The following is a 13761-nucleotide window of genomic DNA, read 5'->3' on the forward strand; positions in this document are numbered from 1 at the left end:
ATAAGCCGCTTTTCAAGTTCACTATGTATCAAGTTAATGGTATTATCTTTTATTCCTACAGAACGTGCTATGTTATCAAATCTTTCAACAGTTCTATACACTTCTTCAATAATCTTTTTGCATTTAGAGGTTTTTAAGTCCATTCTTTTGCCGCATGTAATCATATCGTCTTTTAAGATGTTTGCCATTTTGCCATTAATGCTCATTTGATGTGCCTTTAGCCATTGGTTCTCTGGATTACATGCAAATGTGATATCGTAGGCTGGCGATAAGGACCAAATACCTCTTCTGTTCATTATAAAAGAAATATTCTTAACATGGTCATCTTGATTGACCGCAAGCACATTAAAAACCATTCTTCTAAAGAATTGTTCGATGTCACTACTTGGCAATCCCAATCGTCTTGCAGTCAGTGCCGCGTTTTCATAGCTGCACAATCCTGGCTCGTTATAATCGATATGCATAATTGCACCTAATGACTGCATGTGCAGCTTATCACCATCCACTCGGTCAAATCGCTTTGTTATAAAATGATTTCGTCCACCTTCATATAAGAGCCGGCATTCGCTCATTGTTATTCCTGCTTCTAGTGCCATTTTATAATAAGCATACTCGATAAGGGTATATTCGGGAATGTCTTCCAGATTGTGATCGCCGTTTTTTGACACGCCATCAAACTTTGCCAGCCAATAATCAAAATCTTTGCCTAGTTCAACCTGACCGGAACGGATTTCGCCTGTTTTTTCATTGTAAGCAATGACAGCTTTTGCTCTTGCGCCTCCTGCTGATGTTCCTAGCCGCAAAAGCTGCTTATAATAAACATCACTTTTCGCATATAGGAGAATATCCTTTTTACCCTTTAATATTGCAGAAGCAAACTCAGACATTCTTGTCATGTTTATTTCTTCATCAATATCTCTTTGTCCGTTGTTATCAGGTTCATATTCCAGTGCTCCCATACCGCGTTTGCCAGTATAGCATAATCGTTCAACTACATTCAAAGAGTCAGGTGATCTACCTTGCGAAGCGAGCCACTGATCAATAACGGCATTGCCAAACCTGTCCGGTAAAGAATCTGACATCAAGCCAGGGACGCCTTTAAAAGATGTTTTTGCCAAATTGGGGAATTCGTATACCCTGTCTGATAATGGCATCTTAATCGGTGATAATTCGATGCCACTGCTAAGAAAACTTTTGGCATATTCAAATGATACATATCCCTTGCTGTCGTCTAAGTAAAAATAGCCAATTATTGTTCCCCAGAGTTTTACTTTTGCTGCTTTTGTCATTATGATTCATCCCCCCATTTGAAGGTTGTTTTTGGGTCTTTAAGCTTTTTTTTACTTGTTCGTTTTCTTTGGGGCGTGACCGATTTCTCTTTCAAGTAATAAGAAGGCCTCTTTGCTGGATCTGGCACTAGCATGTCAAGATTCGAATCTAATTCAAGTGCAATAAGCACTTTTATTAATGTGCTGAACTGTACATCCTCTCCATTTTCCATGTTTGTTACACTTCGTCTGGAAATGCCTGCTTTATCAGCTAGTTCGTTTTGAGATAAGGGATAATCAATTCTATATGTTTTTAGTCTTGCGCCAATTTCGGATATAATTGCTAGAGAAGATAAAAATCTGTCCATAAAAACACCTCGTTTAAAATAATATACTTATATAACATTATAACCTTTAATTAATTAATGTGCAATATAATGCTCTTTAGAAAGTATAATGCGACATAATGAGCAATTTAATGCGCATAAAAAGCAAAGGAACGGGGTTATTGCTTTGCAAGCGAATGTCTTTGTATATGATGTGTATTATGCAGCAAAATTAATGCGTGGAATGTAAAATTAATCGTTGTGCTTTGTTAAAATCACTGGAGTTGGTTTGGTCCAGTGATTTTTGTGTTCTTCATTTTGCAACATATAATGTTTCACTGTGATAGTATTAAAGTAGTGGTTGGGAATATAAATCTATAAGAATTACTAAATGGAGCACTTTATGATTTGAGAGGAGAACGCGGAATGAAATTAATTGGAAAAATAGTTAAACATAAGCAATTTGGAAAAGGGGAAATTATTGAGTTTTCAGAAAACCATATAGAAGTGAATTTTGATCAAGTGAAAGAAAATAAGAAATTTGTATATCCTAATTCATTTGGAATGTTTTTGGAAATTGAAAATAAGTTGCTGGCAAAAGAAATCGGTGTTGAGAAAAAAGACCATATGCAAAAAGAATTGGACATGAAGAAAATCGAAGAGGAAGCAATTAGACTGAAAGCAATAATAAGAAATAACGAAAAACACGCCAAGAGTACTACAGGGGTAAATGCCGGAAAAAGCAATATAGCATTCAAATGCAATTTCTGCGATGGCGGGAAGAGTGATGAAACAGTCGGTTTCAACGGCGTGTGCAGTGATGAAACAATCAAATATAATATAGATAATGCCAAGCACGTTTGGTGTAGTGGAACGGAATCAAAATGCAAAAAGTATATTAACGGTGAAATGACAAGGGAAGAATTGGATGCTGCAGGCAATACGGATGAGTATGTATGCTATGAAAGCCAGATGCTAAGAGTATGGCGAGCCTATGCAGGAATAGTTCAAATCGGGAAGAAAAAAGGAACGCCTATGACTTTGAAGAATGTTAGGTCAAACAGTTTGGCTCTTCTTACAACAAGGCTTCCCAATGCCAAAGATAAAGAACGGTTTATATTTGCAGCTTTCCTGGTTAAGGATAATTACGAAGGCGACGGCATGGAAGAGGGATATGTGGAGGCGGACGAAAAATATAGAATCCAATTATCCCTTGAAGAAGCAAAGATTTTGAAGTTTTGGGATTACTATTTTAATCCGAATAAGCCTGAGAGAACGGTTTTCGGAAGTGGTTTGCATAGGTATCTAACGGATGTTCAAGCCGCTCAAATACTTAGTCGAATATCCATAATTAAGAGTGGGACTAAAGAAGAAAAAATTTCGAAGGAATTCTACGAATACTATTGTAAGATAAAAGGTCTGAATGCGGATGATATTGCTGAACCAAATGGCGCTCTTAAAAGAATTGGGCGTGAAATATAGAAGCACGGCAGAAGAACGGACGGGGTTAGTGCTTTAAGCCAGGGAATGAATAATTATTAATCGGATATAATCAAAAAAATAGTTTGATATGATAATGGAGGTAATTGAATGGCAAAAAAGAACTCTATACCAGTTTATTTGCAAGTTGCAGTAGATGTAGCAGGCAGGATTTCAAGGAAAGAGTTAATAATTGGCCAAAAGTTGAGTGGAAGAACAATTTTGGCCGGTGAATACAATGTATCGCCGGAAACGATACGTAAGGCTATGAAGTTATTATCTGATGTTAATATTGTTGAAGTTAAATATGGCAATGGAGTGCATGTGCTTTCTATTGACCGGGCAGAAGAATTTATTGAACAATACAGAATTAAAGCCAGTGTCAATGAGTTAAAAGAGGAATTGTTAGAACTTATGGAACAAAGAGACTTGATTGAGAATAAGATGAATGAAACAATGAATTCAATTGTAGATTATACCAGTCGTTTCAAGAACAGTGACCATATTTCGGTGAATGAATATTATTTAAATTATGGCGAATCAATCATTGAAAAAACCTTGATGGAATTAGATTTGAAGAATAATACCGGTGCAACCATTGTTGGCATTAAGAGAGATGGGATAACTATATTATCACCCGATGACGAGGAAGTTATTCGATCGAAAGATAAGTTGCTATATGTGGGCATTCCAAATTCGAGTGTTAAGCTTGGAGAATATTTGCGAATTGTTTATGGTATTTAAATAATTGTGAACCTCCCATGATTTTAGTCATGGGAGGTTCAATACTATCTCGGGGTACAAATATACAAGGCTGACCGTGCACCAATATTGACGACCTTGACCGCTAAAAAGCACTTTCTCAATTCATTAACGCAGTTTTTCATTTCGGATTCGGGATTTCTAATGAAATTAAAGTAGTCTCCTCCTTCAAGCCATTCGATTATCGTCGTCAATAGAGATGTTTTTTGATTATAGTCAAAAATGAGAACCTTTGATTTTGTCACCCTCTGCATTTCAGCATACATAAGACTTCTATCGCTCGCTTTCATTCCATGAGCGACATATGAAGCAATTGAAAGATCGAAGGAATTATCATCAAAGGCCAGTTTTTCCAGAATATTTGCATGTACAAAGTGGACAGTCCTGTTTTCGGGTTTCTTCCTAGCGATATTCAACATTTTTTCTGCCGGATCAATCCCGGTTACCAGGAACCCTTTTCTATTTAAAACCGCACATAACGCCCCCGTTCCACATCCAACATCAAGCAGTATTTTAAATGACATCAAGTCTAGTTCTTTTTCGGCGATTTCCAACATCTTTGAAAATCCCTTTTTCTGATATTCGTAGAACAAGTTATAAATTGGTGCTATTGTATTAAATAGAAATTCGCTTTTCCTTTCTTTCATAAATAAGCACCCTCTTTTTTTTGATTTAAATTTAGTCACGGTAGAGCTTAGCAACCTGATCCAGATTCCTTGGTCTTTTAATTATCAGTGTCGGATTTTTCTCATAGATGTTTAGCAGTTTTTCAACATTTGTAGAATCACCAAGTACATGGGCCCAGGCAAACTTCTAACCGGCAGAAAGAAAAGGTCATAGGTTTTGTAAATAACATTAAAGCCTATAGCTTTTGAACGAGTTCCATACCGCATTGATTGCTGGCAGATGAAAATATGATATTTCCGGCATTGTCGGTTAATTCAATTGAGACCTTGCCCGCTAATAATTACTGAGAAAGGTTCGTCTTCATTGGCAAATTCGCCGATTGGGTAGTTTATATTATATGATTCCATTCCGGTGTTTTTGCTTTGATGGATGCACTGTATAAAGCAGTGCGAAGTCTTTTTGTTGTAGCTGACACCGGGAATGAAGCTGACGGTGTTTTTTCCATCGGCTGTAACAAGCTTGTAGTACCAGCCTTCAAAATAATTTTTGTTGTAAAATTTCTTTTGAAATACTTCGGGATGCAAGTGTTTGTTCATAGAAAGACCTTTTTTTTATGACTTATTTTAACTATACATCAAAGCAATAATGGCAACAAGCATATGCCATAAAAACAAGGGCGGCATGAAGTAGGTCAAGGGTATTTGTAGAGAGCTCCATCAAGTATGGTATAATAAATGCCAATCATTCAGAAAGATAGGAGTATATAGATATGAAAAAGGCAATAGCAAGACGTAAATCTGAAAGAAGCTACAATGGCCATCCGCTGACGGAAGAAGACGAAAAGAAGCTGATGGACTATATTGGTGAAGATAAAAATTTGATAGGTATCAATGGCAACAAAATCAACATATATTTTGTAAGGACCATTGGAAGCAATTCCGGCAGAATAGGAACCTATGGAGTGGTAAAGAAGGCCCCTGGCTATATAGCAGCCGTGTGCGCGAACAATCAAGAGGCAATGATCGATTGTGGCTATGTTTTTGAGAAAATGGTTTTGTATCTTGAAACAATAGGTGTAAGCACATGCTGGCTCGGAGGGACATTCAAAAGGAGTCAAATAAAGGTTCCGGTGGGTGAAGGGGAAATTATCCCAATAATATCGCCTGTCGGGTATTCTGCTGAAAGGAAGACCGTTACGGATAAAACATTCAGAAGGTTTGCGAAATCAGACAGCCGGCTTGACTTTGACGAATTGTTTTTTTACGGGGATTTTGGGTACCGCATTCCCGAAGGCCAAATCAGGAATGCTCTGGAATGTTTAAGGCTGGCTCCCAGCGCTTCAAATAAACAACCATGGCGCGTTCTGCTTGGTGAGGACGATACGGCACATTTCTATATTGAAAGAACGCCGAATTATGGGACGGGTAGGCTGAAGTACGATATCCAAATGGTTGATATGGGGATTGCGCTAAGCCATTATGAAATATGCAAAGGATCGGTGGAATTTTTCAAGGAACAGCCTGGCTTGCAGATGCTAAGCGAATACAGTTCATATATCATAAGTGTTAAATAGTCTTGAGGATAATATTTCGACGAGTTTTTCATTTGAGTTTAAGCCATTGCTGATTGCGGGGAGGACGTTGAGTAATGAATCAATTCAGGTTGCTATGCATGGGTGACAGCCTTACCGAAGGCTATAATATAGATAAAAAGGATTGCTGGGTGAGACTGCTGAAAGAAAGAGAAGGTTGGGAAACGTCTAATGCAGGAATAAGTGGAGACATGACAGCCGGAATGCTGGCGAGACTGCCGCTTGCATTGGAAAAGAAAGAATATACACATGTCTTCATCATGGGAGGCACCAATGATGTTGAGTTTGGGCTTGCGCCAAATCTTATTATTTCAAATATAAAATCCATGATGCGGCAATTGAGATACAGAGGAATCCATTATACAATTGGTATTCCGATTCCGTTTAATGATGTGAATTCAACATTGACGCGTTTTCAATATGTTGACGACGGACCGACGTATCGGAGAAAACTTGATGAATATTGTGAAGAGTTGAAGTCTTTTCTTGTTGAGGATGAAACGGATTTCATCGATTTCAGGGATTATTTCAGAGATGGAATCGGACAGACTTCATCGGGCTTGTTTCTTGAGGATGGTGTACACCCGAATATTGAAGGGCATGAAACAATCTATAACCTAGTGCTTGATCACTATTCTAAACTTAAATAACATGAATCTCAGTTGATGCACGTTTCGGTTTTTGTTATCTAATCATTGTGAAAGGAGATATCTATGCGTTTTTTCTTAGGAGCTATAGTGATTGCGATAGGATTGTTCTTTTTTCTTTGTGCGAGTATGAAAAGCGATTTTTTCATCTATCAGATGTTTGTTGCACGTGCAAGAATCAAATGGAAGGACAAGGTGTATTTGTTTCATAAAGTGATTGGTATTATTATAATTAATTTTGGATTGCTCATAGCAATGAAGTTTTTCTAAAGAGCGAATCTTTATTTATAATATGCAATTTTCAAGGGAAGCCCATGGGCTTCCCTTGTTTTATCTTCCTTAACCTATTTCTATTTCTTGAAAAATGTTTTAAGGGAAATGAAAGCTTATTAGCATTATACTGAATTACGAGATGGCTATTTTGACAGTCTTTCCACTTGCTTTTGAAAAGAAAGCAGATGGCTATCGGAACCACTCTTTAATGCTGAGAATACTTCGTACACATTTTCCGGCAAGTCATAAGTCAAGAAAAGCTCATACATTGCAATATTATCTATTTCGGCCTGAACGCCGGTCTTTGCAGCTTCAAGTAAATCAGTGGGTATAACTACATGATCGGCAGAGGAGTCATTCGGGAATTCGAGATCATATGAAAAATAAATTTCTTTTAAATAGGCAAGATGTGTTTCTTCGGCAAGAATGATATTTTCATAGGGCTTTTGGCTACCGAATTTGTTTATTATGGCTGAATATTCTCCGTGGGCCAGGTATTCATCTTCAACAGCATACATAAGCATATCATAGACACTCAGGTTTTTATCGGCAATTGCGCCCTTTGCCCCATATCCTTCAAGTGTTAAGGCTTTATCTGAGGCAGTTAAAGAATCAGGGTTCATATCGACATTATGGTCGACAGGCTGACTGGTTGCCGGTTCTTGCCCTGTGGTTTCATTAACCGGTGGACCGGCTTCTTCAGCAGGTTCATTGATTGTATTGCAAGCCGACATTAAAAATATGCTGCTAATCAATAGAATGAAAATCAGCATCCCTATGGTGATACGATGATTATTTTTTGATTGATATTTAGTTGCTTGCATAATTTACCCTCCTTAGGAATTTAAGCAATTGGCATAATCTGGAAATGTGACAAAATCATATTGGTCTCTAATATATCCAAAACTGGGGAGAAATCGAGTAAATAATAAGGGACAGATGTTTTGAATTCTAAAACTACATCGGGGCAACTCTATCTCTTAGTATGATCAAGATATATGCTAAATAATACCCAGTTTTGAGGAAGTTAATACTTTTTTTCAATAAAGGAAGGGGTATGGGAGGAATTAAGTGAATGATTGCTATCGTAATCATTGTGTATAAGGATGATTTGATTTATTATGAAATTAACACAAATGTGAAAACTGATAATATAAGAATACTTGGAGGAAAAGTAATGAATTTGAAAAAAACTGATATATATTTCGAGAATACGTTTACCGGAAAACTTGTTGTTCCGAATGGAGAGATTCCAATAGGCAGTAGTGCTGGAACGGTAGGTCCTTACGATATGCTTATCGGCGCGTTGGCAGGGTGTCTGTACTCCACTTTTCTCGACGTTGTGGAAAAAAAGAAGGGATTTTTCGATACAGCCGAATTTCATATCGATTGGGAGAAAAGAACGGAGATACCCAAAACTCTTAAAATGGTAAAAATAACCTTGATTATAAAAGGTGCGGAAGAGAAAGACAAGCCCGGAATGGAAAAGGCGGCTGAGCTAGCTGCGAAATACTGCTCCATATACCAAACGATTTCATGTGTTGCCGATATGTCTGTTGAAGTCGTGTTTGAATAATTCCGGCATATCCATTTTGACAGGCTTGGCAATAATTTATAATAATGTTTTATATGGGCGGCCTGAAAGGGCCGCCTTGTTTTGGGTATATGCCTAAAATCTTGGAAAAAGATGTGTTTGGTTTTAAAATAAGGGTAGGAATAATATAGACAATAACTATTAGGGAATCAAATAGGATAGTTATTACAAATAAGGAGGTGAATAGATGCCTAAGGAATTCAAGGCGGGTTGTCAAAGACCAGAAATAAAAACGCCAATGGTACAAGCAGCAGCCGAGGAAATACAAACACATAAAAAGGAGGAGATACATATGGTAAAAGTGGGAAAACCGGCGCCGGATTTTACAGCGCCTGCATATTACCAGGGAAAATTTGTGACAGTTGATTTGTCTGAATATAGAGGTAAATGGGTAGTTTTATGCTTCTATCCGGGAGATTTTACATTCGTCTGAGCTACCGAAGTTTCGGCAGTTGCCGAAAAATTTGAAGAGTTCCAAAAGCTTGGAGTAGAAGTGCTTTCAGTAAGCGTGGACAGTGTGTTTGTTCATAAAATGTGGAATGATAATGAATTGTCCAAGATGATAGACAAGGACATCCCCTTCCCGATGATTTCGGATGCAGGAGGGAAAATCGGAACCATGTATGGCATCTATGACGAGGATAGCGGAGTTGAAGCAAGAGGAAGATTCCTTATCGATCCAGATGGAATAGTGCAGGCTTTTGAAGTACTTACGCCGCCGGTTGGAAGAAATGTCAGTGAAACTATAAGGCAAGTACAGGCGTTCCAACTTGTTAGAGCTTCCAAGGGTACAGAAGCGACTCCTTCGGGCTGGAAACCGGGCAAAAAAGTTTTGAAACCGAATCCTGATCTAGTAGGAAACGTATGGAAGGAATGGAAAGTCAGCGAGGCTTTTGACGACTAGAAATATTATTTATATATTGTGAAACGGGCGGGGATTTCTTCGCTCGTTTTTCTTTTGGAGAGGATTTGGCAAATCCGGCAAAAAAAAACATATGATATCTGCCTGCTGGAGTAAACCTGTATGGAAACCTTACAGGGGAAGTTATGCAGACTTTAGCCCCATTGGGTATACTTGACAAAAAAACTAACAACCTGTATAATGGCAATAGGTTGCGAGATGGAATGCCAATTAGCGCGTTTTATATTTTGAGTGATTGCGCCTGGGTGCTGTTTTCAGCCTCAGGTGATTTTGTTTTCTAAACGACTAATATTTTATAACAATAAAAGGAGGAACGACATTTGAAAAAATTTTTAGCACTTGGTTTTATTCTTATTATGGTTATGGCTCTTGCCGCTTGCGGTGGGGGAGATGCTGAAGTTGAAAAAGAAGGTGCAGCTGAGGTCGAAACGGAGGAAGCCGTATTTGAAGGCCCTTTGAAGTTGGCGGATTGCGGTTGGGACAGCAATAAGTTTCATAACTCTGTTGCGGGGTATATAATCGAAAACGGTTTCGGAGTGGAAACGGAAATTGTCCCCGGATCTTCAGCAGCTGTGTGGCTTGGACTCGGTGAAGGTGATGTCGATGTTCTTATGGAGACATGGTCCGATAGTCTTGTTGGATATGATGAAGATATTGCTTCGGGAAAAATTCTTGAAATTGGAACTAATATGGACGACAACATTCAGGGTTTTTATGTTCCGACATATGTAATTGAAGGGGATGCCGAAAGAGGGATAGAGCCAATGGCTCCCGATTTGAAAACAGTAGAGGATCTAAAGAAGTATAAGGACATATTCGTCGATGAAGAGGAACCCGACATGGGAAGAATTTATAACTCTCCTCCCGGCTGGGAAGTTTCAATGCTAATTGAAGATAAATTTGAATCGTATGGTTTGGGAGAAACGTATAATCTGTTTAGCCCGGGATTGGGAGCATCATTAGCAGCTTCAATAGTTGCAAATTATGAAAAAGGTGAACCGTGGGTAGGTTATTATTGGGAGCCTGCATGGATTACCGGAGGATATGATTTGACATTGCTAGATGAAGGCGAATATTCCGATGAGCTTTGGGAAAATGGCAGAATGTGCAATTTCAAACCGGTTTATATAACGGTTACAGTGCAAAAGGAATTGCCGGGATTGATTCCGGATGTAACCGATTTCCTTAGCAAGTACAATCTTTCAAGCAGTCAAACAGCAGAAGCATTGGCTTACATGAACAACAACGAGGCATCTGCAGATGAAGCGGCTTTGTGGTTTCTAAATGAGCATGAGGAAGTATGGACAGAGTGGTTAGACGATGCTATGGTTCAAAAGATCAAAGATACCCTTTAACATCTAAAAGACATTTTTATTATTGATATATAATAATTATTTGATATGTATGTATAGTCTATTGGCACTTTTCGCAATATTGGGGATGGTGTCAATAGTATTGTAATAAAATAAATGAGGTGAAGTGTATGGCTTTTCCAGATGTATTCAATACGCATTTCGGGAAATATGTCGAAGATTTTATTATGTGGCTGACAATAAATTACGATTTCTTTTTTGATGGAATCAAGGCAGGCATTTTGAAGTTTATGATATTTATTAACAAAGGGCTTATGTTAATACCGTGGTTTGTCGTCATAGCCTTGATTTTTTGGGCGGCGTGGAAGTTGATTGATTTAAAATCCGGAATCATATTTAGCATAATGCTATTTTTAATTGGGTCGTTCGATTATTGGGAACCAATGATGACGACATTGGCAATAGTGCTGACGTCTGTAATAATTTCACTGTTGATAGGTATTCCGGTAGGCATTTTTATATCCTATAAAAAAAGAGCAGAAAAAATTGCAATGCCCATACTCGATGCCATGCAGACCATGCCGAGCTTCGTGTATTTACTTCCGGCAATAATGTTCTTCGGTCTTGGTCTTGTTCCGGCTGTTTTTGCCACAACGATTTATGCATTGCCGCCGGTTATTAGATTGACAAATCTGGCAATACACTCGGTTTCAAAGGAAATGGTTGAGGCTTCCAATTCGTTTGGCGCTTCAAAATGGCAGACGCTAATGAAGGTTGAAATACCACAGGCTATGCCTACTATAATGGCGGGCATAAATCAGACGACAATGATGGCAATGGCAATGGTTGTTATTTCATCCATGATCGGTGCAAGAGGATTAGGGCTAAGCGTACTTACATCAATCAATCGAATTGACATAGCCATGGGTGTCGAGGCCGGAACGTGTGTTGTATTTATGGCCATAATAATCGACAGGTTGACCCAGGCTTTTGCAGACAGGTATAAATATGAATAACGGGGGTGGGAAAGTGGAACCCAAGATAAAGGTTGAAAATTTAAACAAGGTTTTCGGAAAGAATCCAAAGGAAACATTGAAACTGATTGAGCTTGGAATGGAAAAACAGGAAATACAGAAAAAAACAGGAAATACCGTTGGAATATGCAATGCAAGCTTTGAAATCTATGAAGGCGAAGTGTTTGTCATAATGGGGCTTTCCGGCAGCGGAAAATCAACAATGATACGATGCTTAAATTTATTAAATAAGCCTACTTCCGGCAAAGTCTATATCGATGGAGAAGATATAGTCAAATATGATAAGAAGAAATTGAAAAACCTGAGGCAAAACAAGGTTGCCATGGTCTTTCAGCATTTCGGTCTTTTTAATCATAGGACTGTAGTTCAGAATGTGGAATATGGTTTGGAGGTTAAGAAGGTGCCTAAGATGGATCGTTTTAAAATCGCTATGGATACAATTAAAGCTGTCGGGCTCGAAGGTTATGAGGGAAGCATGATCAGCCAGCTGAGCGGGGGAATGAGGCAAAGAGTGGGATTGGCGAGGGCTTTGGCCAATAATCCTGAAATTCTTCTTATGGATGAACCATTCAGCGCTTTGGATCCACTGATTCGAAGAGAAATGCATGATGAGTTATTGGATATACAAGCGAAATTAAAGAATACAATCGTGTTTATAACCCATGATGTCAACGAAGCCTTCAAACTCGGGGACAGGGTTGCTGTAATGAAAGACGGCAAAATCGTTCAAATTGGCTATCCTGAGGATATTTTAAATAATCCTTCAAATGAATACATTGAGGACTTTGTAAGGGATATTGATCGGACCAAAGTATTTAAAATTAAAAGCATAATGAAAGTCACAAGAAACGCAGGCAAGCTTGGAGATTCGCCTAAGCTTATCATAAAGCAGATGAGTGATGCCGATGTGGAAATGGTGTATATTGTCGATAAAAACAGGTCTCCGGTGGGCATAGTTACTGTGGATGACTGTATAAAGGCAGTTGAGACAGGCAAAATGCTGAAGGATATTCTTAAGACAGACTACCTTGTTGTTTCACCGGAAGATTATATTGGAGATGTTTTCAATAAATCAATTGAGTCTTTATATCCGCTTGCAGTAGTGGATGATGAAAAACGTTTGGTAGGCATATTGTCCAAAGGCAGGCTTATGGCCGCCATGGCAACATAAAGCGTTGGTGCAGTATGAAACAAATAAACACGTCAAAGAGTGCGAAAAGCCTATTGCAGGTTGTTTCGGCTCTTTTTTTTAATAAGAAAAGGAAATACACATAATCAAATCAATCAGGTTGGTCATATGCCCCTTCGGGGTTTTTGCAGCATAGACGAATAAACACGAACAATTAAACATCTTAAAGACTAGCAAAGAGCAAATACACGAATATTACAATATTTATATTGACATAATGTTAGGAATTTGCTATTATGTAGATACAATAAAAGATGAAAGATGAATCAATCACATGACTGGCGGAAGTGGAATAAACCACATGGAGTGTGATTATAATATGCCGACCGCCTGGGCGATAAGTCCGGGCGGTCTTTGTTTTTTGAAGAATCCCGGGCTTGATTAGTAATTGTCGAGGGGGATTTTTTTATGGGAAAGAATGAGTGGGAAGGTTTCAATGAAGGTATCTGGACTGATAAAATTGATGTCCGGAGCTTCATTCAGAAAAATTACAGTCCCTACGAGGGGGATGAAAGCTTTCTTGAGGAAGCGACTGCAAAAACAAAAGATCTTTGGGATAAATGTGAGGATTTACTGATACTTGAACAAAAGAAAGGTGTTCTGGATATAGATACCGAGCATTTTTCAGGAATCAACAATTTTGGGGCCGGTTATATAGATCGGGAAAACGAAAGTATCGTAGGTCTTCAAACTGATGCGCCGCTCAAGAGAATGGTTAATTTCAACGGCGGGCTAA

At 38.4% G+C, this 13761-nt stretch carries 16 protein-coding genes; 11 read left to right on the forward strand and 5 right to left on the reverse strand.

The features are described from left to right. Together JJE29_07315 and JJE29_07320 are read right to left on the reverse strand one after the other, a co-directional pair. The coding region (locus JJE29_07315) for a type II toxin-antitoxin system HipA family toxin (GenBank protein MBK5252424.1) at positions 1-1289 on the reverse strand (1289 nt) is incomplete at its 3' end. Next, a complete protein-coding gene (locus tag JJE29_07320; protein MBK5252425.1) occupies positions 1289-1636 on the reverse strand; it encodes a helix-turn-helix domain-containing protein in 348 nt (115 codons plus the stop codon). The genes JJE29_07315 and JJE29_07320, both read right to left, overlap by 1 nt. Before the next feature lie 867 nt (positions 1637-2503). Here JJE29_07320 and JJE29_07325 point away from each other — a divergent pair. Both JJE29_07325 and JJE29_07330 read left to right on the forward strand, forming a co-directional pair. After that, positions 2504-3076, forward strand: a complete 573-nt coding sequence (locus JJE29_07325) for a hypothetical protein (protein ID MBK5252426.1) — start codon at positions 2504-2506, stop codon at positions 3074-3076. A gap of 108 nt (positions 3077-3184) precedes the next feature. Then, positions 3185-3817 (forward strand): GntR family transcriptional regulator, encoded by a 633-nt coding sequence (locus tag JJE29_07330; protein MBK5252427.1) that lies wholly within the window; start codon positions 3185-3187, stop codon positions 3815-3817. A 44-nt stretch (positions 3818-3861) separates the two neighbouring features. Here JJE29_07330 and JJE29_07335 read toward each other — a convergent pair whose 3' ends face one another. Continuing rightward, entirely contained in the window at positions 3862-4482 is a 621-nt protein-coding gene (locus JJE29_07335; GenBank protein MBK5252428.1) for a class I SAM-dependent methyltransferase, read from the reverse strand. Positions 4483-4776: 294 nt separating this feature from the next. Beyond that, the gene (locus tag JJE29_07340; GenBank protein ID MBK5252429.1) at positions 4777-5058 is read right to left on the reverse strand and encodes a hypothetical protein; all 282 of its coding nucleotides are present in this window, start codon (positions 5056-5058) and stop codon (positions 4777-4779) included. Positions 5059-5231: 173 nt separating this feature from the next. Between JJE29_07340 and JJE29_07345 the strand changes: the two genes are divergently transcribed. Both JJE29_07345 and JJE29_07350 read left to right on the forward strand, forming a co-directional pair. Then, on the forward strand, positions 5232-6035 hold the full coding sequence (locus JJE29_07345; GenBank protein ID MBK5252430.1) for a nitroreductase: 804 nt from the start codon (positions 5232-5234) through the stop codon (positions 6033-6035). 74 nt (positions 6036-6109) lie between these two features. Next, positions 6110-6703, forward strand: coding sequence for a hypothetical protein (locus JJE29_07350; GenBank protein MBK5252431.1), 594 nt, complete (start codon positions 6110-6112; stop codon positions 6701-6703). Between the two features lie 413 nt (positions 6704-7116). Here JJE29_07350 and JJE29_07355 read toward each other — a convergent pair whose 3' ends face one another. Continuing rightward, a complete protein-coding gene (locus tag JJE29_07355) occupies positions 7117-7797 on the reverse strand; it encodes a DUF2202 domain-containing protein (GenBank protein ID MBK5252432.1) in 681 nt (226 codons plus the stop codon). 251 nt (positions 7798-8048) lie between these two features. Here JJE29_07355 and JJE29_07360 point away from each other — a divergent pair, with 251 nt between their 5' ends. From JJE29_07360 to JJE29_07390, 7 genes are all read left to right on the forward strand, one after another. Continuing rightward, positions 8049-8549, forward strand: coding sequence for an OsmC family protein (locus JJE29_07360; protein MBK5252433.1), 501 nt, complete (start codon positions 8049-8051; stop codon positions 8547-8549). Positions 8550-8754: 205 nt separating this feature from the next. Beyond that, complete coding sequence (locus tag JJE29_07365) at positions 8755-9000, forward strand: redoxin domain-containing protein (GenBank protein ID MBK5252434.1); 246 nt, start codon at positions 8755-8757, stop codon at positions 8998-9000. Positions 9001-9099: 99 nt separating this feature from the next. Then, positions 9100-9471, forward strand: a complete 372-nt coding sequence (locus JJE29_07370) for a redoxin domain-containing protein (protein MBK5252435.1) — start codon at positions 9100-9102, stop codon at positions 9469-9471. 338 nt (positions 9472-9809) lie between these two features. Next, the gene (locus tag JJE29_07375) at positions 9810-10844 is read left to right on the forward strand and encodes an ABC transporter substrate-binding protein (GenBank protein MBK5252436.1); all 1035 of its coding nucleotides are present in this window, start codon (positions 9810-9812) and stop codon (positions 10842-10844) included. Positions 10845-10972: 128 nt separating this feature from the next. Next, the gene (locus JJE29_07380; protein ID MBK5252437.1) at positions 10973-11818 is read left to right on the forward strand and encodes a proline/glycine betaine ABC transporter permease; all 846 of its coding nucleotides are present in this window, start codon (positions 10973-10975) and stop codon (positions 11816-11818) included. Next, the gene (locus JJE29_07385) at positions 11811-13007 is read left to right on the forward strand and encodes a glycine betaine/L-proline ABC transporter ATP-binding protein (protein ID MBK5252438.1); all 1197 of its coding nucleotides are present in this window, start codon (positions 11811-11813) and stop codon (positions 13005-13007) included. The genes JJE29_07380 and JJE29_07385 overlap by 8 nt, the downstream gene beginning before the upstream one ends. A 426-nt stretch (positions 13008-13433) precedes the next feature. Then, positions 13434-13761, forward strand: a 328-nt coding sequence (locus tag JJE29_07390) for a formate acetyltransferase (protein MBK5252439.1), incomplete at its 3' end; no start/stop codon positions are given.

It is taken from the genome of Peptostreptococcaceae bacterium, assembly GCA_016649995.1.
Classification (GTDB): domain Bacteria; phylum Bacillota; class Clostridia; order Peptostreptococcales; family BM714; genus BM714.